Source organism: Alteromonas sp. G4i13, from assembly GCF_054960505.1.
Genome location: NZ_JBHNYX010000017.1, coordinates 53,024 through 71,226, shown reverse-complemented (window position 1 = coordinate 71,226; position 18,203 = coordinate 53,024). Strand labels below are relative to the sequence as shown.

At 44.9% G+C, this 18,203-nt stretch carries 14 protein-coding genes; 3 read left to right on the top strand and 11 right to left on the bottom strand.

Features of this window, described 5'->3' with window-relative positions; translation table 11 throughout:
• Positions 1 to 80: 80 nt before the first annotated feature.
• Together miaE and ACFI6J_RS10410 are read left to right on the top strand one after the other, a co-directional pair.
• Positions 81 to 863 carry a tRNA isopentenyl-2-thiomethyl-A-37 hydroxylase MiaE gene (gene miaE, locus ACFI6J_RS10415; RefSeq protein WP_202943022.1) on the top strand — a complete coding sequence of 261 codons (783 nt, stop codon included), beginning with the start codon at positions 81 to 83 and terminating at the stop codon, positions 861 to 863.
• 208 nt (positions 864 to 1,071) lie between these two features.
• On the top strand, positions 1,072 to 1,671 hold the full coding sequence (locus ACFI6J_RS10410) for a Yip1 family protein (protein ID WP_202943021.1): 600 nt from the start codon (positions 1,072 to 1,074) through the stop codon (positions 1,669 to 1,671).
• 76 nt (positions 1,672 to 1,747) lie between these two features.
• Here ACFI6J_RS10410 and purF read toward each other — a convergent pair whose 3' ends face one another.
• The 11 genes from purF to ACFI6J_RS10355 all read right to left on the bottom strand — a co-directional run bounded on the left by purF (position 1,748) and on the right by ACFI6J_RS10355 (position 17,280).
• On the bottom strand, positions 1,748 to 3,271 hold the full coding sequence (gene purF / locus ACFI6J_RS10405) for an amidophosphoribosyltransferase (RefSeq protein WP_014998798.1): 1,524 nt from the start codon (positions 3,269 to 3,271) through the stop codon (positions 1,748 to 1,750).
• A gap of 14 nt (positions 3,272 to 3,285) precedes the next feature.
• A complete protein-coding gene (locus ACFI6J_RS10400) occupies positions 3,286 to 3,774 on the bottom strand; it encodes a CvpA family protein (RefSeq protein ID WP_014998799.1) in 489 nt (162 codons plus the stop codon).
• Positions 3,775 to 3,934: 160 nt separating this feature from the next.
• Positions 3,935 to 4,558, bottom strand: coding sequence for an SPOR domain-containing protein (locus tag ACFI6J_RS10395; RefSeq protein WP_202943020.1), 624 nt, complete (start codon positions 4,556 to 4,558; stop codon positions 3,935 to 3,937).
• 46 nt (positions 4,559 to 4,604) lie between these two features.
• A complete protein-coding gene (gene folC, locus ACFI6J_RS10390; RefSeq protein ID WP_278345557.1) occupies positions 4,605 to 5,936 on the bottom strand; it encodes a bifunctional tetrahydrofolate synthase/dihydrofolate synthase in 1,332 nt (443 codons plus the stop codon).
• Positions 5,936 to 6,781, bottom strand: coding sequence for an acetyl-CoA carboxylase, carboxyltransferase subunit beta (gene accD, locus ACFI6J_RS10385; protein ID WP_014949945.1), 846 nt, complete (start codon positions 6,779 to 6,781; stop codon positions 5,936 to 5,938). Before accD ends, folC begins: the two co-directional genes overlap by 1 nt.
• A gap of 282 nt (positions 6,782 to 7,063) precedes the next feature.
• Positions 7,064 to 7,876 (bottom strand): substrate-binding periplasmic protein, encoded by an 813-nt coding sequence (locus ACFI6J_RS10380; RefSeq protein ID WP_278345556.1) that lies wholly within the window; start codon positions 7,874 to 7,876, stop codon positions 7,064 to 7,066.
• 27 nt (positions 7,877 to 7,903) lie between these two features.
• Positions 7,904 to 8,698: a tRNA pseudouridine(38-40) synthase TruA gene (truA, locus tag ACFI6J_RS10375; RefSeq protein WP_282763490.1), complete on the bottom strand. Its 795-nt coding sequence runs from the start codon at positions 8,696 to 8,698 to the stop codon at positions 7,904 to 7,906.
• Positions 8,699 to 8,902: 204 nt separating this feature from the next.
• The gene (locus tag ACFI6J_RS10370; RefSeq protein WP_348670921.1) at positions 8,903 to 13,540 is read right to left on the bottom strand and encodes a FimV/HubP family polar landmark protein; all 4,638 of its coding nucleotides are present in this window, start codon (positions 13,538 to 13,540) and stop codon (positions 8,903 to 8,905) included.
• Positions 13,541 to 14,038: 498 nt separating this feature from the next.
• Entirely contained in the window at positions 14,039 to 15,055 is a 1,017-nt protein-coding gene (locus tag ACFI6J_RS10365; RefSeq protein WP_014979671.1) for an aspartate-semialdehyde dehydrogenase, read from the bottom strand.
• 29 nt (positions 15,056 to 15,084) lie between these two features.
• Positions 15,085 to 16,287 carry a 4-phosphoerythronate dehydrogenase gene (locus tag ACFI6J_RS10360; RefSeq protein WP_014976885.1) on the bottom strand — a complete coding sequence of 401 codons (1,203 nt, stop codon included), beginning with the start codon at positions 16,285 to 16,287 and terminating at the stop codon, positions 15,085 to 15,087.
• Between the two features lie 237 nt (positions 16,288 to 16,524).
• Positions 16,525 to 17,280 (bottom strand): class II aldolase/adducin family protein, encoded by a 756-nt coding sequence (locus ACFI6J_RS10355; protein WP_014976886.1) that lies wholly within the window; start codon positions 17,278 to 17,280, stop codon positions 16,525 to 16,527.
• Positions 17,281 to 17,456: 176 nt separating this feature from the next.
• Here ACFI6J_RS10355 and ACFI6J_RS10350 point away from each other — a divergent pair, with 176 nt between their 5' ends.
• Entirely contained in the window at positions 17,457 to 18,146 is a 690-nt protein-coding gene (locus tag ACFI6J_RS10350) for a Crp/Fnr family transcriptional regulator (RefSeq protein ID WP_014949951.1), read from the top strand.
• The last annotated feature ends 57 nt before the right edge of the window (positions 18,147 to 18,203 follow it).

Genomic DNA, 18,203 nt, shown 5'->3' with positions numbered 1-18,203 from the left:
CGAAACTGCCGAGACTAGCGTCAGCAGTAGCCAAATTCAAATGTAACTGAAAACCGTAGCACTTAAAATTGAGTTTCAACATGTCTGTAATCTCCACCTCTGAAGTCACGTCTCTGCTTTCACCAATTAATGATTTTTTACATTGCGAGACGCCCCAGTCGTGGATAGACGAAGCGCAGAAAGAAGAAAACCTTCGCGTTATCCTTACCGACCACCTAATTTGTGAGCTAAAAGCAGCTCAGTCGGCCATGTACCTACTTCGCCGCTATGTGGCCGATGAGGAAACCAGTAAGGTATTGCTAGGCTGGTTGAAACCTTACGAAGACTTCACTTACCGCCACGAAGGCGATTGGCAATCGCTTAATACTAAGCACCTTTCCAAAAATGTGTTTAACACTGAAGGGCTAGACCCGTTTAAAAAAGATATGCTAGATAAAATGGTCATGCTAATTAAAGAAGAGCTTCACCATTTCTACCAAGTATTAGAAATTATGCACGAGTTAGGCTTTGAATATAAATCAGTTACATCTAGTCGTTACGCCAATGGTTTGCTGCGTCACGTACGTACTTATGAACCTGAAAAACTTGTCGATAAGCTTATTTGTGGCGCCTACATTGAAGCGCGCTCCTGCGAGCGCTTTGCGAAGCTTGCTCCTTATGTTTCTGAAGATTTAGGTAAGTTCTATGTGTCGCTGTTGCGCTCTGAGGCCAGACACTTCGAAGACTACCTTACTCTTGCTGGGCAAATCGCTAAAACCGATATTTCAGAGCGCGTTGCCCACTTCGGAAGCGTTGAAAAGTCGTTGATTGAAAGCGACGACAACGAATTGCGTTTCCACTCCGGTGCACCACAGCTAAGGTAACGCTTTACATCCGTTTATAAATTAATCAATTTATATTGACGGCTTTAGATTTCTGCTGCACACTCACTTTGTAAACATATTGTTAACGGCAGAGTTTGGCGCCTTGCGCTGTGTGTGTTTCCTTGGTTTTACGGTTAGTCCGTGTGTTCTCCCTGCCTCACAACAATATTTTCTAAAATAATAACGTTGTTTAACAAGGCAGGGCTCTATGATTTTGAATCATTTAATTGGTATTTACACTCATCCAAAAGAAGAGTGGCAAACCATTGATACCAAACACGAAACTTATTTTTACGCGCTTACCCATATCGCTTTTATAGCACTTATCCCTTCACTTGTGGCGTATTACTCCAGTGCTCATACAGGCTGGAGTATCGGTGCTGGTGACATAATACGCCTTAGCGAAAATACTGCCATTATGATGGGCATAGGCATGTATTTTGGCTTAATTGCAGGCGTAGTCGCGTTGGCTGTACTTATTCATGAGTTGGCGAAAGCGTTTGATGCGACGCCAACTTTTACTCAGTCGCTAGAGCTTGCAGCTTACACGGCTACTCCATTGTTTATGGTGGGCTTCGCAGGTCTTTACCCTGAACTTTGGGTGGTGATGACGGCTCTGTTAGTCGGTATTAGCTACTCGGTGTATTTGCTTTATTCTGGCGTGCCTATTTTGATGCATATGCCTGAAGATAAAGGCTTCATTTACTCAAGTTCGGTGGTGACATGCGGATTAGTGTTACTCGTTATCCTAATGACAGGCTCGGTATTGGTATGGGGACTGTCCGGCGGACCGGTATTTGTTCACTAACCTCCTACATTAATTAAAAGCATTCAAAAAGCCGCTTTAAGAAGCGGCTTTTTGTTATATCAAAGAGCGTATAACATTAATCAGCGGCATCAATATTATGCACATCAAGGTTGCTAAGCTCTGCTTGCACCACTGGCGCTTTTCTTGAAGCTTCACCGCGCGACATATCGATTCGCTCAAGGTATTCTTGGTCGATATCCGCAGTAATATAGTTACCATCAAACACTGACGTTTCGAAACGCTGGATAGATTCGTTCTCCTCACGAACTGCATCCACCAAGTCAGAAATGTCTTGGAAGATAAGGCCATCTGCTTGGATGAGCTCTGCAATTTGATCGATTTCACGACCATAAGCAATTAGTTCGTTTGCCGATGGCATATCGATTCCATACACATTAGGGAAACGAATTTCTGGCGCAGCTGACGCAAAGTACACTTTCTTCGCACCTGACTCACGCGCCATCTCAATGATTTGACCTGATGTAGTCCCGCGTACGATAGAGTCATCGACAAGTAGAACACTCTTACCTTTAAACTCAGATGAGATTGCGTTTAGCTTACGACGTACTGATTTTTTACGCATAGTTTGGCCAGGCATAATGAAAGTACGGCCAATGTAGCGGTTTTTAACGAAGCCTTGGCGATATGGCAAATCCAGTGTGTTCGCGATTTGAAGCGCCACATCCATGGACGTTTCTGGAATAGGAATAACCACGTCGATATCCAGGTCCGCCCATTCGCGCTTAATTTTTTCACCTAGCTTACGACCCATGTTTACGCGTGATGCATAAACTGAGATACCGTCAATAAAGCTGTCTGGGCGAGCAAAGTAAACAAACTCAAAGATACACGGAGAGGTTACTGGGTTTTCGGCACACTGTCTGGTGTGCAATTGCCCTTCTTCGGTAATGAATACCGCTTCACCTGGCATTACATCGCGCACGAACTGGAAGCCAACAGCATCAAGCGCCACGCTTTCAGATGCCACCATCCATTCCTCACCTAACTCGCTCATACGCTTACCTAGCGCAAGAGGGCGAATACCGTGCGGGTCGCGAAACGCAACAATACCTTGACCGATAATGGCTGCAACGACTGCGTAAGCACCTCGGATCTTTTTGTGAACTTTCGTTACCACTTCAAAAATGTGTTCCGCACTTACGCTTAAACCCGCTACTTGCTGTAATTCATGAGCAAGAATGTTAAGCAATAATTCTGAATCTGAGGTGGTGTTGATATGGCGGCGTGCAATGCGGAATACTTCTTCTTGTAACTCATGCGCGTTAGTCAAATTACCGTTATGAGCAAAGGCAATACCGAACGGCGAGTTTACATAAAACGGCTGCGCTTCTGCAGAGCTTGATGTACCCGCTGTTGGATAGCGAACGTGACCAATGCCCATGTTGCCAGACAACCTTTTCATATGGCGGGTATGAAACACGTCTCGAACCAAACCATTTGCCTTGCGCAAATTAAACATATTTTGGTCGATAGTCATAATGCCTGCGGCATCCTGTCCTCGGTGTTGAATAACCGTTAGACCGTCGTACAGTGACTGAGCTACGGGCGTTTTACCAACTATTCCGACTATACCACACATGTGCGTTACCTATTTCAAGCGGGATTTAAGAAACTGGAGGAGTCTTTCACATAGCTGAAAAACCACTCTATGATGACACCAAACTCGGGAATGAGCACCGATGATTGCCACCAATCTGAGGAGGCTGCGCCAGTGAAGGTGTCCATAAAAAAGAGCAATGCGCTAACTATAAGCACGCCACGCAGTGCACCAAAAACTATACCTAGTGCCCTATCTGTGCCAGACAACCCTGTTGCCTGAACCAGCTGGCTAATAACGTAATTAATCATGCCGCCCAGAATGAGCGTGGTGACAAACAATGCCGCAATTGCAGCACCATTTTTTAAGTAAGGGTCGTCAATGGCTGTAAAATAAACGGCGAGGTCAGCGTAGAAATTGCTTGAAATAAAGAGTGCAGCAAACCACACCACTAGCGAGATGGCTTCTTTAACAAACCCTCTGATCAGGCTTATTAAGGTAGATACCGCAATGATACCCAGTATGGAAAAGTCTACCCAGTTCATCGTCTCTTTATTGCGTTGATGTTGCTTTTTATTGTGAAGCAACGAGCCTTTGGCGAGATGGCGCGCATTCTAACAGAAGATAGAAATATTACTAGTCTGTAATACCAATCACTGCCTCTCCATTCATGCTAAATTCGACAAGCATGATGAACACCACGCGTTACTCAACTTTGAACGTGGTGACTTTACCTTTAAGACTCGTAAGCTCTTTTAAATGTGGTAGTGCCGACTCCAGCTTTTTCTTGTCTAAATCTGGGCCAACAAAGACTTTATTGAGCGGGCCAGAGCTGGTTTGAATTTTGCGACTAAATGCGCGATATCCAGCCTTTTCTAGCTTGGCGAGCAGTGCCTTCACGTTTTTCTCATGACGAAAACTACCGAGTTGAATAACCCAACCTGCATCATCGTCGGCAGCATCACTTTTTGTGTCTACAACCGTTTGACTCGCTAGCTTGTCTTCTTCTTCAAAAGCTTTAACCGCTGGCGCTTTAGCAACAGTGGCTTCGTCCGAAGTACCATTGTCGTCAGCGCCTGAAGAAACCGGCTCGTCATCTAATGCCGTTTCTTCTTCAATTTCAACCGCTGGTACTGCAGCTTTTGCTACTCGCTCTGATGGAAAAGATTCAGGCTCTACGATGGGCTTTTTAGGCGGATTAGCAGGAACAGAGACAAAAGGTTCTCTGTTTGTTTGCTTTTTGCCATCAAGAAAGTCTGGTAAAAATATAACCGCTAGGGCGACAACAATAATTGTCCCCACCAGTCTATTCTTTAATGCCGATGTCACTGTGCTCTCCTGCTTGAATACACGGTTTTACTCTACAATGCACGTGTTAATTTTGCTCAGCAAGCACGTCTGCTACGGTAACAAAAGAACCAAAAACGAGAATAAGTTCACCAGTTTGATAATCTGCAAGCGCGCGCTGATATGCCGAGGCCACGGTTTGAAACGTCTCTATATTCTCTATGGTTGTGCCGGCATTAACAAGTGCATTTTCAAGTACTTCTGCCTCACACCCTCTCGGGCCACTTGTGGATGCTAAGTACCACTTGGCGTTAAGCCCTGAAAGTGGCGCCAAGGTTTCAGCAATTGACTTATCTTTAAGCATACCCACAACAACGCGCATCTGGCTAACGTTGTAACGATTTAACCACTCTTGCATGGCCGTAGTAGCTTGTGGATTATGGGCAACGTCTACAACGACTAACGGGGAATCACTGATAGTCTGCTGGCGCCCCGGCATGGTGGTGTTCTCAATAATATCTCTTACCACGCTTTCTTCGGGCAGTAAATCTAGTAGCTCCAGTGCGGCCAACGCAGTACTCGCATTTTGAAGCGGAATTTTAGGGTAAGGTAGCGACGTGTAACTATTGCTCTTCCCTTTCCAGCTCCACTCACTGTAATCACTTGCTACCACTGTTTCGAAATCTTGTGTAGCCCAACGTACGTTAGCTTGTAGCTCTTTAGCCACATCGTAAAGCGATGATGGAGGAAACAGTTCACCAACCACTGCATTGCCGTTTTTGCGCATAATGCCCGCTTTTTCTCGAGCAATTTTTTCGCGGGTATTGCCAAGCCAATCTTGATGGTCAAGATCGATAGTTGTAATAACAGCAAGGTCGGGATCAATAATGTTGGTGGCATCCAATCGTCCACCCAGGCCTACTTCAAGAATGACCACATCAACAGCCCATGACTGCATCATTTTCATGGCAGCCAGCGTACCGAACTCAAAGTAAGTTAGAGTAATAGGTTCGCCAACCGTGTCTTTCCGCGCGTTTTCAACAAACTCAAATGCACTTACAAATTCATCGGCAGGCGGTAATTCGCCGTTGTAGCGCACGCGTTCACGATAGTCGGTTAAATGGGGTGAACTGTATACCGCAACACTTTTACCTTGCGATAGCATGGCCTGTTCGAGCAAGCGACACGTTGTGCCTTTACCGTTAGTGCCTGCAACAGTAATAACCAAAGACTGGCTAAGTGAAAGTGCCATGGCATTGGCCACTTCTTTCACTCTGTCTAGCCCCATATCGATGGCGCTAGGATGAATAGATTCTAGGTAGGATAACCACTGGCTCAGGCTTTTTTGCGAAGATGAAGACGCTGAGGCGTTTTCTGCGTGTGGCGCTGAGCCAGTATTTAGATTGTTTTCGTTATTCACTAATTCTTATAATGCAACTTAACCAACAGGCTGTGTAATCTATCACGCATATCTCTGCGGTCAACAATCATATCAATTGCACCTTTCTCAACAAGGAATTCACTGCGTTGGAAACCTTCGGGCAGCTTTTCTCTTACTGTTTGTTCAATTACGCGAGGGCCTGCGAAGCCGATAAGCGCTTTTGGCTCGGCTACGTTAACATCACCAAGCATTGCCAAACTTGCAGATACACCGCCCATTGTAGGGTCTGTAAGTACACTAATATAAGGCAGGCCTTTTTTACTCATTTTGGCAAGCGCTGCAGATGTTTTAGCCATTTGCATTAGCGACATCAGTGCTTCTTGCATACGCGCACCACCACTTGCACTAAAGCAAATAAGCGGCATATCGTTTTCTAAACATGCATTAACAGCAGCAACGAAGCGAGCGCCTACAACCGATGCCATTGAGCCGCCCATAAACGCAAACTCAAAACACGCAACCACTACCGGCATACCTTTTAGCTTGCCCTGCATTACCACTAGTGCGTCTTTCTCGTTCGTTGCCTTTTGTGCAGCAACGATACGGTCTTTATAGCGCTTAGAGTCTTTAAACTTAAGTACGTCTTGTGGCTCATGCTCTGCACCTAACTCAACGCGATCGCCATCGTCTAAGAACGCATCAATACGGCGGCGCGCCGTAATACGCATGTGATGGTCACATTTAGGGCAAACTTCCTGAAGTTTTTCCAGTTCGCTCTTATATAGCACTGCTTGGCATGAACCACACTTCGTCCAGATACCTTCTGGTACGTTACCTTTGGTTGATGTTTGCGTGCGAGGAAGAATTTTTTGAATCCAGCTCATGGAAATTGAATCCTTTGTTTTTTGTTTGCCGACCATGACGATTGATGTTTGTTCATACTTGTGGTCAACAACACATTAATTTTTTAAGTTTCATACTGTATTACAAAGAAAAAATACGTAACACAATAGAACAGCTACCTAATATAGCGCGCTATTAGACCACAATACAACGAAATGGAAAAAACAAAACTGGTCTTAGAAGTTGGCAGCAGACATCAGTAATGCTAACTACGGCTAGCTTTTACTTAAATTATCACTGGCGAGATTCATAGAATGTAGGTTTCACCGAGCACCGTGACATTGAATTTTTGGAAACTGGTTAATACCTGAGTGACGTTCTAGCGATAGTTGCCTTTGCCCACTTTCGACAAAATGCTTCAGCGCACTATCTATTTTATTTTTGAGAGAGTTTAAATCAGAACGAATAACAAACACTAAACGAGTCCGACTAACAACGTTTGGTGACTGATAGAACTCTGAAGAGCAAAATGTCTTGTTAAACATAACCGCACGCGCGTTGTGCTCATTCATTATCGCAAAGTCACAGCGCCCTTTCGACATCATCATAGCCATTGTATATTGGCTACTTGAGTCAACCCTCTGAATATTGTCTTCTTTTCTCTCAAAAAACGGCTGTAAAACGGGATAAGTAAAGCCGTATCTAGTACAAATACTAGAAGATAAATTTTCCTCAGGTACAAATGGCCCTTCAAAATTTGAAGTTGAGTAGATATAGCTGTCGTGCTTTATCAACTCTTCGCTAAACAGAAAGTCGTTCGGTTTACTTATCCAGCTTTCAGAAGACAAAAACAAATCTATCGATGACGATTTTAATAAACCTTCACTTCTCGTTCGATTTGAGTCTAAGTAAATTACTTGAAACTGATTTAATAGTTCACCCGAGTTGAAAAAATCGACGACTATGCCTTCATAGCGTTTTGAGTTCTCATCATAATATAAATAAGGGGCAGCGCCTGGTGTGTTAACCGCGAAACGTACCTTAGGGGATTTATCTTTTGTATCGGCACCACACGCTAATGCCGTTAAACACAGTAGCAAACCAAAAGCTCTTGATAAAAATTGAAACGCGGTCACATTACTTCCTTGTATGCATCGACAGTGCTATGTGCGATCTGGCAAAAACAACGGCCCCAAAGGCCCTTTAGGCAGGTTATGCTCTTCAGGGTAGTTTACGTCTACCAAGTACAACCCATTTGGCCTCGCCGTGGCTGCAGATTTACTTCTGTCTTTCAGACTTAGCAAGTGAGCTATCCAATTTACGTCTTGTTCCCCTGCCCCAATCTCAACAAGCGCGCCCGTGATATTGCGAACCATATGATGCAAGAAAGCATTGGCGCGAATATCAATTATAACGTATCGCCCTTGGCGATATACGCTTACATCAGTAACATTGCGAAACGGCGTTTTACTTTGGCAAAGCGCTGCGCGGAACGAGGTAAAGTCTTGCTCGCCTAACAATGCTTGTGCGGCAACATGCATTTTTTTCTCGTCTAATTCGCGGTGAATATGGGTTACACCGGAATGGAGAATAGCAGGACGCATTTTCGCATTATGAATTACGTAACGATAGCGGCGATGGGTCGCAGAAAAACGTGCATGAAAGTCATCGCTGACGTTCTTTGCCCAAGTAACCGCAACAGAATTTGGTAGGTTCGCATTTACACCGAGTGTCCAAGCGCGCTCTGAGCGTGGCGCATCGCAGTTAAAGTGAACTACTTGCCCAGTAGCATGTACACCAGCATCGGTACGTCCAGCGCACTGCACTTCAATGGGTTCGTTGGCTACTGTCGATAGTGCCTTTTCAAGATGTTCTTGAACACTTGGTACTTCACGCTGGCGTTGCCATCCGTATACAGCAGCACCGTCGTATTCAATCCCTAAGGCAATTCGCCCCATATCTGTATTACCCCGTTTCTGAAAAGGCGCTAAGTGTAGTCATGTCGCTTGCAACATGCAATGCCGCTAATACGCAAAACTCTTTTAGGTCATAGAAAATAAATGTACATCACCTAAAACAAAAACGGCCTGTATATCTTGTAAATATACTGGCCGTTCATTATGTCTGGCGAACAATCTATTGTGTGCGTTCGCACAGATTATCTAGGCGATATTCGCTATAATCGCTGCAGCTTCCTGTTTTTGCTCTTCGCTACCCTCTTTCATCACTTCTTCGAGTAACTCTTTTGCAGCGTCCACATCGTCCATTTCAATATAGGCACGAGCTAAGTCCAGGTTAGCGTTTTGCCCTGCGTCTTTATCTATATCAATCACCGTATCTTCATCAGATACACCTGTGAAGTCAGATAAACTTACATCAAGATCTAGAGCTTGGCTATCCGGGTCAATAGCATCTGCATCATCGCCATCGTCCATTAAAGCCTCCACATCAAGGAAGTCTTCTTGTGGCGTTTGCGCGTCACTTTCACCATCGACATCACTAAGTAAGGCGGCAAGATCTAAATCAGGGTTATCGAGTTTAAGATCATCCTCTTGAGCCTTTTCAGTCTCAACAGATTGAGCCTCTTGTTCGTCCTCTTCAATTTCAGTTGGCGTGGCAATATCCAATTCCACATCATCTGGAATTTCAAGGTCGTCTAATGCAAGTTCCGAATCATCTTCTTCAAGGGCGAAAGTATCTTCGTCGTCTTCTTGCTCAGACTCAAAAGCACCATCTTCGTCTAGCTCAAAGGTTTCATCTTCTTCGTCTAGTTCAAACGTATCATCGCTTTCGTCGAATCCAAGGTTGTCGTCACTCCCTTCTAACTCGAATGTGGCTTCATCATCTTCCTGCTCAAGTTCGAAAGTATCTTCACTCTCTGCTGAAGATGCTTCTGGATCCTGACCGTCGTCATCACTTTCAATTTCACTGGTGTCGACATCACTTGTATCAACAATAGCGTCTGACTCAAGACTTTGAAGAAGCTCATCGAATTCCGCACTGTCAAGATCGTCAAGAATCTCGTTGTCGTCTACATGATCGTCGTCATCGGAAGCAGACAGCCAGTCGTCAAGGCCAGGAACATCGTCAAGTTCGTTAAAGTCTTCTTCGCTGTTCTTATCTGAATCGCTTTGGTTTAAATCAGTTTCTTCAGGTGAACTCGATTCTTCAGCAGCACTAGATTCTGATGATATTTCGTCACCTTCATCTTCACCGTCTACTACACCGTCAATTTCTTGCTCTAATTCAAAGCTTTCTACTTCGTCATACGCAGCGTTTAACAGGCTGTCGTCGTATTCATCACTGTCTTCTGCTGAAGCATCTTCCGCTGGCTCTGTTGGCGCTGATGGCTTTTCCTGCGCTGATGGCTCTTCCGTATCCATCTGACTGAACGAAGGAATATCATCCATCATCTGTCTTTCAAACGCTTCAATAGCGTCATCTAGTGGATCGTCTGACGTTTCCTCCGCCTTTTCTTTGGCGTTTTCGTCGACAGCGTCGAGCTCTCGCTCTACGCCTGTTCCTGGCTGTAGTTCTGCCTCGGCTTCCGTTTCTATCTCTACTTCATCTTCCGAGTCGGTTTCAGGCTCAGCTTCGAATTCTAGCTCTGATTCTGGCTCTGGCTCAGATTCAAGTTCCGCCTCTAATTCAGGCTCAATCTCAGTGTCTTGTTCTGCATCTACTTCAGTGCCAAATTCTGGTTCACCTTCGGCTTCCGCCTCTAGCTTTACTTCATCTTCCAAGTCGGTTTCAGGTCCAGCTTCAGTTTCAGTTTCAGGTTCAACTTCAGTTTCAGGTTCAACTTTTTCTTCTGGTTCCTGGTCTTGTTCTGTTTCAGAATCGATATCCTGTTCTAACTCAGATTCGGCTTCAAATTCTAGCTCTGATTCCGGCTCCGGCTCAGATTCAAGTTCCGTTTCTAGTTCAGGCTCAATCTCAGCGTCTTGTTCTGCTCCTATTTCAGTGCCAAACTCTGGCTCTGAATCTAGTTCTGACTCTGGTTCACCTTCGGCTTCCGCCTCTAGCTCTACTTCATCTTCCAAGTCGGCTTCAGGTTCAGCTTCAGTTTCAGGTTCAACTTTTTCTTCTGGTTCTTGGTCTTGTTCTGTTTCAGAATCGATATCCTGTTCTAATTCAGATTCAAGCTCAGGCTCAGCTTCAAATTCAAGCTCTGACTCCGTCGCTGGTTCAGACTCAAGTTCCGTTTCTAGTTCAGGCTCAATATCAGCGTCTTGTTCTGTTTCTACTTCAGTGCCAAACTCCGGCTCTGAATCTAGTTCTGACTCCGTTTCACCCTGGGCTTCCGTCTCTAACTCTACAGCATCTCCAAAGTCAGCTTCTCGCTCAGCTTCTGCTTCTGACTCGCTCAAAGCTTCAGGTTCGAACTCTGCATCTGTTTCATCATCTGGTTCTATTTCAGACTCAAGCTCAGAAAGTAGCTCGTCTGTCAGCAAATCTACATCTTCACTGCTTTTAGATTCTTCAGCTTCTAGTTCAGCAAGCAACTCATCAGTTAGCGGGTCGCTAAAATCATCTTCGCTTGCATCTTCTTCATCGCCTTCAGGCGTTTCAAGATCTACGTCTTCTTCGTGAGCTTCAGGACTAACTTCAGGCTCGCCATCTAACTCTGCTTCAAGCTCTGCAAGTAGTTCATCAGTAAACGGATCGTCAAAATCACCTTCCTCATCGGATTGAGTAGGTAAATCGCTAGAAGCGCTTTCATCGAGCTCATCATCAGCTGAAGGCTGTTGATCCGCTGAAGGCATTTGATCCGCTGAAGGCTCTTCAGCAAGCTCATCTTCCGCCTGTAGCTCAGCAATAAGCTCATCGGAAAGAGGGTCACTGAAGTCCGCGTTAGTTTCGATTTCGTCGGTGACTATTTCGTCTAAATCGTCGGTAATGGCATCAAGACTCTGAATAGACTGCGGCGACGGCGAAGAAGTTGTTATTTCTTCCTCAAGATCATCTTCGTCTTCGTCATCTTCTTCACCTAGGCCACCCATCATTTCGATTTGCTCAATTTCATTTAACAAATCGTCGGTGATTTTATCAATTTCTTTATTTTGCTGATTAATCTCGTCGTCGAGCTTGCTCAACATATCCTCATTGATAAGGTCGTCATTGCTGTCTAGCTCATCAGTAAGACCTGCATCAACGCCGTGCTCTTCTAGCAAATCGTCAATACTGATTTCAGGCTTATCGTCCTCATCTTCTACGGTTGGCAAAGAAGAAACACTTTCTGTTTCTTCGCCAGCGTCAGATAAATCATCAACCGAGCTTGCAAGCAACGCGTCGATATCGTCTTCATCAACGTTGTCAGATTCTGTGGTTCCGTTGACCTCAGCCAGTATGTCGTCAGGGTCTATGTCGCCCGACTCATCTAGCTCATCACTCTCAAGTTCTGCCGCGTCTTGGCTTTGTACATCATCAAGCAAGTCATCAATGTCAAAATCATCGGCATCTGTCGATGTAGCCTCGTCAGCAACTTCCGTCTCTGGCTCGCTTTCATCGGCAGCATCTTCATCAAAGATGTCGTCATCCCCTGACAGGTCGAAGCCTTCAAGGTCGTTTGCGTCGTTTTCGTTTAATACTTTATCTGACAGGTCATCGTCATCAAACAGACTATCTAGTTCACTTTGATCAAGCTCATCATCGCCAGCTTCAAACAAGTCATCACTGCCATCGTCTGGCACCAACATGTCGTCTTCAAGGTCGGCGAAGGTTTCTAGTTCGTCATTTAGGCTTTCTTCTAAATCTGATGTAAGTACGTCATCAAGTAGGTCGTCGTCATTGAACAAGTCATCATCTGACAACTCTGCTTTATCATCAAAGTCAGGGGCCAGTGCACTTGAAAGATCGCCAATGTCAGAATCAGGTACCGGCACTTCATCGTTATCGGCTGTAATCGTAGGTCCAGCCGCAGGCGCTTCTTCAGGCTTATTGTTGCGTTTAAGCAGCCACATGATAAGGCCACCAACTAACAATAGTGACAGAATTGCCGAGCCTATAATTAGACTCAGAGGGCTGGTAAGTGCGCTTAAAAACGAAGACTGCTTTTCTGCTTCGCGCTGCGCTTGCTCGGCCTTGATCATGTCGAGCAATTCTTGCTGAAGCGCCACTTGCATATCAAGCTGGCTCTTAACATCACCTTCGACTTGCCCACGCAAGGTTTCTAGCTCGCCATTAACAGCCTCAACACGCTCGTACAAGCGTCTGTTTTCGTTAAGAATCGCTTCAACATTTTCCAGTGAGGCTGCAAACTGCATACGCAGTTCGTCGAATTGTCGGGTTTGCTCCTGATCCAAGCGAGTGATTTTCTGCTCAATATCAGTTTGGGTTTGCGTCAAGTCTTGTTGATTGACTAAAGGCGATGCAGGCTTGATGTTTCTTACGCTACTGCCAGGTTTATTAAGCATTTCAGCAAATGTTCTATCATCCTGCTCAGCGCGCATCTGGGCTTTTTGCTTATCAATTCTGGCGATATACCGCTCTGATGGTAACTTTAATACCGCACCATCAACTAATAAATTTAAATTGCCGTTTTCAAATGCGTTTGGATTGAGCTCGTAAATGGCGGTCATAACCTGATATACGCTCAGGTTATTGTTTTGGCGATAGCGCTCAGCAATGCGCCACAGGGTATCGTTGGCGTCGATGGGCCCATATTCCAGGCCCGAATACTGATCAGTTGCGTCTTTGGGACCTTTTAAGAAGGTAGCGCGTTCTTGTGCATCAACAGTGATAATAGGGCTAGACAAACAAAGTGTTAGTAAAAGTAAGCCCGTCAAATGCAATTTCATAGCAGTCCTATATGCCCTCAAGCGTCTTTACCACCCGAGACGTATGGGCGGATTTTCTAGCCAATCAGTACGGAAGAAAATATTGGCTTTTATTTTTATTCTTAAGCCACCTTGAAACCATTAATAATCAAGCCAGCGTTTTACAGTCTTTTTGAACTTAGCAGTAAGATTTATTCGCGCTTTATAGAGTTCTTACCGTTCGCCTAAGTGTCTGACTGAGTATTGTTTTTAACGTTGTTCTATTCCTAACTTTACAAACTATAAACCAGTTATTAAGGGTGATCTAGTTAGACAGTAGTATTGAAGCGCTCTAATGCTCAAATTTTCGCTAAAAACGGCCATTCAGTAGCTTCGAGTGCTGTCTTTCTATCCCATTGAATAGTGCCACTTCATTGCAACGGGTAATGCCCCTTTCATTGCGTATCGGCAAGCACAGAAAAATGTTTACCTTTTCCTGTGCTTATCCGATTAATCAGAGGCGGAACCTCTGTAGAATACTTACAAGTAGTCGCGAATGAGTGTCTCAGCAATTTGAATGCTGTTTGTCGCTGCACCCTTGCGAATGTTGTCAGACACCACCCACAAATTTAAACCACACGGATGAGTAATATCATTCCTGATACGCCCCACATGCACAATGTCGTTGCCACTAGCGCTGCTTACTTGCGTTGGGAATTGCTCATTACCGTCGTAAACTGTTACGCCTGGCGCATCGGCTAAAAGCTCTTTAACATGCTGCGCATCTATTGGCGAACGCGTTTCAAGGTGAATAGCTTCAGCATGACCATAGAAAACCGGTACGCGCACAGCCGTGGCGTTTACCAAAATGCTTTGATCGCCCATAATTTTTTGGGTTTCCCACAGCATTTTCATTTCTTCTTTGGTGTAGTCGTTGTCTTGGAATACGTCGATTTGAGGGATAACGTTAAAGGCAATTTGGCGACTAAACGACTCTGGCTTTACTTCACGTGCGTTTAGCAAACCTGCGGTTTGTTTAGCCAGTTCTTCCATGGCTTCTTTACCGGCACCAGAAACTGACTGGTATGTGCACACGTTAATACGGTCAATACCAACAGCGTCTTGAATAGGTTTAAGTGCAACCAACATTTGAATGGTTGAGCAATTTGGGTTCGCAATAATGTTTCTATTGCGAAATTCTGCCAGTGCATGGGCGTTAACTTCTGGCACCACAAGTGGGATATCTGGCTCGTAACGAAACTCTGAAGTATTGTCGATAACAATACAGCCTTCCTCTGCCGCTAGCGGAGCAAATTTTGCAGAAATGCTGCCTCCAGCTGAGAAAAAGCCAAATTGCACTAATGACCAGTCGAAATCATCAGCATCTAATACTTCAATGTCTTCGCCTTTAAACGACACGGTACTACCTGCTGAACGTTTACTGGCAAGAGGATACAAACGGTTTACCGGAAAGTCTCGCTCTTCTAATAGTTCAATCATGGTTTGGCCCACTAGACCTGTGGCGCCAAGTACCGCTACGTCAAACGCTTGCGACATAATGCTTTATGCTCCTAATATTAAAATAACTAAACCAGACTTACGTGAAAGCCCAGTTTGGTGAATGTGTCTTGGATTTGCTTACTGGTGTTTTTTGGCAAGTGTAACGCATAGGCGCTGCACTCGCGACGCACTCTGTATTGCTTGCGCAATGTAGAGAACGTATTTGCTATGTGTGTCTCTGGCGTTTCATTATGGCCTGACGCAAACGCGTTTCGCGTTATCTCATCGTCAATAGCTACATCATACACATTGTGGAATACGGCAATGAGATCCTCAACCGACAACCGCACCGCCTCAGGCGAGTTTAACGCAACTTTGATCGGATTGGTTTTCTCTAAAAAGTCGCTAAGCACTTTGTCTGGGGCTTTGCCCACTACGTCACAAATTTGCTCGTAAATCATTTGCGTACCGCGCACTTTGCCTTCTACAGAGTGCCCCGCGATATGTGGTGTAACGAACCAAACATAGTCAAATAATGCTGTATTTATGGCAGGCTCATTATCGAATACGTCGAGTACCACCGTTGGCGCTTTTTCCCCTTGAAGTACGCTAAGTAGTGCCACTTCATCAATAACCTCACCCCGGCACGCATTTATAAGCAGCTGGTTTGACGTTAATCCTTCCAGAAACACTTCGTCTATCATCTGATATGTAGGATATTCGCCGCCTTTAATAAAAGGCACGTGAAGCGAGATAACATCGCACTTTGCTATTTGCGCTAAGTCTACAAATGACTGACCGTTATGCTCCTTCTTACCAGATTTTGCTAGCGCTTGCTGTAGCGGTGGGTCATACAGACAGTGTTTAACGCCAATTGCCATTAAAATTCTTGATAATGCAGTTCCCACATTACCAGCACCTACTATTCCCACTGTCGCATTATATAAATCGAGCTTTTGGGCTTTTTGCGCGTGCAGCAAAACACTCAACACGTACTCGGCAACCGCTACGGCATTACAGCCTGCTGCACTGCTATGCATAATACCCACGCTATCTAAATGCGTTTTATCTAGATGATTGGTCCCCGCCGTTGCCGTAGTAACAAACTTAAGCTTGTTAGCGCTGGTCAGCAGTTCAGGGGTAACCTTGGTGGTAGAACGTAGCGCAAGAATATCTACATCGCGCAGCATTTCAGGCACAAGAGATTGCCACGCATAGGTTTCAATCTCACCTACGCTATTAAGGTAATCGGTGCCAAACGGAATGGTATCTTCAAGAAGTATTTTCATGGCGCTAAGTGTACCTTAACTTAGGCTTTTAGTAACCCAGCGCCCTTGATTTATCTTATCGGTGATTCGTTTAATTTACGTCATTTTGATGCACGTTTGGCCGCAACATTAAAGAGACGGCCGAAGTTCATACAATCCTTTAAAACGGGAACGCTTAGAGCAAACCGCTTTAGCTCACGTTTTTTGTCCACTTCATCCTTTGCGAACGTGGTATTGGATAACGTTAACTTTAAATAGTTACTTGTCGTAACCAGGGAAACGGCGTTCAACGCGTCGTTTAATACCCGGCCATGCTAACGAACCACCAGCCTGCCGGGTGACTTGATCGGCCTGCATTCGAATGCCATCTAGAATTGCCGAATGAATTGGAATAAGCGGTTTGCCTGTGGCCTGCGCTTTTAACTGAATTTCACAGGCGCGCTGCATAATAAACATAAACAAGAAAGCATCGGGAATATTGTCTGCACAGGTTAAAAGCCCGTGATTGCGCAAAATCATAAATTGGGTATCGCCAAGGTCGCGAACCAATCGCACTTTTTCTTCTGGGTTTAGCGCCACGCCTTCGTAGGCATGATAGGAAAGCGACGCCAGCGGAAAAAGCGACTGTTGCGAGTAAGGCTGCAGTCCTTTTTCTAAAATGGATACCGCCACACCTTCTGCTGTATGCAAATGCAACACGCACTTTGCATCGTCTCTAGCCTCATGAACGGCGCTATGAATAGTAAAACCTGCTGGGTTAATGTCGTATTCACTTTCCATTACTTTGTTACCGTGAAGATCAACTTTAACCAAGCTTGATGCCGTAACTTCATCAAACATTAAACCGTAGGGATTAATCAAGAAATGATGGTCAGGCCCAGGAACACGAGCAGAAATGTGAGTAAAAATGAGGTCGTCCCAACCATACATAGCAACTGCGCGATAACATGCGGCAAGATCAACACGGGTTTGCCATTCTTCACTGCTAACTTTCGACTTTACTGAATCTGTCATAGCTTTACTCTTTTAACGTACAAATTAATTTCATTTGAGGCGGGTGAGCCCTAGGTGGAAGGCTCGATACCTTGAGCGTTTCAATGAAACTTCCACTTACTTTTTCTTACCGCCTACATTACGCGCAGTAATTGCTATACACTGTCGGATATACGACATTGTAAGAAATTTGTTAAATGGAAAAGTTTAAACCTGTTCTCGCTAGCTCTACTTGGTTTGGCGCGATCCCACCCTATTTGCAGGAAGCCATGTTCGACAAGATGCGCCTAAAACACCTAAAAGCCGGGCAGCAACTGCATGCCAAAGGTGAAGACGGTGTCGGTTTCTATGGTGTATGCGAGGGCCGTTTAAGAGTTGTCACTGTGGGCGTAGATGGTCGAGAGATGCTATTTGCGCTACTGGGCCCCGGCACCTGGTTTGGTGAGATATCGATGTTTGACGACCTCCCCCGTACTCACGACAACTTCTGCGAGACAAATTGCACGGTAGCGATTATTCAAAAGAACGCGTTTAAAGCACTGCTTGAACAGTTCCCTGAACTCTACCCGCATTTTACTCGCCTTTTATGCACGCGAGTGCGCAGTGCGTTTCAGTTTATTGACTCAAGCGCAGGGCTTAGCCTTAAGCACCAGCTGGTAAAACGGCTTTTAATGCTTACCACCAGTTACGGTCAACATTTGCCCAAACACAACGCGATTACACTTACCCTTTCGCAAGAGTCTTTAGCGCAAATGATAAATAGCAGTAGGCAAACGGTGAACCAGTTATTAGGTGAACTTCAACAAGAAGGTTTGGTAAAACGGCATTACGGGAAAATCACTATTCCCGAACCAGATACCTTGTTTAGTCGTTACCAGTTTATCTAACCGAAATAACTAGCTGAATTGCTAAAGAATTTGTGGAATATTAATAAAGTCGTGGAA

Coding starts and splice junctions, on each gene's coding strand:
- miaE (WP_202943022.1), top strand. CDS start 81: ATGTCTGTAATCTCCACCTCTGAAGTCACGTCTCTGCTTTCACCAATT.
- ACFI6J_RS10410 (WP_202943021.1), top strand. CDS start 1,072: ATGATTTTGAATCATTTAATTGGTATTTACACTCATCCAAAAGAAGAG.
- purF (WP_014998798.1), bottom strand. CDS start 3,271: ATGTGTGGTATAGTCGGAATAGTTGGTAAAACGCCCGTAGCTCAGTCA.
- ACFI6J_RS10400 (WP_014998799.1), bottom strand. CDS start 3,774: ATGAACTGGGTAGACTTTTCCATACTGGGTATCATTGCGGTATCTACC.
- accD (WP_014949945.1), bottom strand. CDS start 6,781: ATGAGCTGGATTCAAAAAATTCTTCCTCGCACGCAAACATCAACCAAA.
- truA (WP_282763490.1), bottom strand. CDS start 8,698: ATGGGGCGAATTGCCTTAGGGATTGAATACGACGGTGCTGCTGTATAC.
- ACFI6J_RS10370 (WP_348670921.1), bottom strand. CDS start 13,540: ATGAAATTGCATTTGACGGGCTTACTTTTACTAACACTTTGTTTGTCT.
- ACFI6J_RS10365 (WP_014979671.1), bottom strand. CDS start 15,055: ATGTCGCAAGCGTTTGACGTAGCGGTACTTGGCGCCACAGGTCTAGTG.
- ACFI6J_RS10360 (WP_014976885.1), bottom strand. CDS start 16,287: ATGAAAATACTTCTTGAAGATACCATTCCGTTTGGCACCGATTACCTT.
- ACFI6J_RS10355 (WP_014976886.1), bottom strand. CDS start 17,280: ATGACAGATTCAGTAAAGTCGAAAGTTAGCAGTGAAGAATGGCAAACC.
- ACFI6J_RS10350 (WP_014949951.1), top strand. CDS start 17,457: ATGGAAAAGTTTAAACCTGTTCTCGCTAGCTCTACTTGGTTTGGCGCG.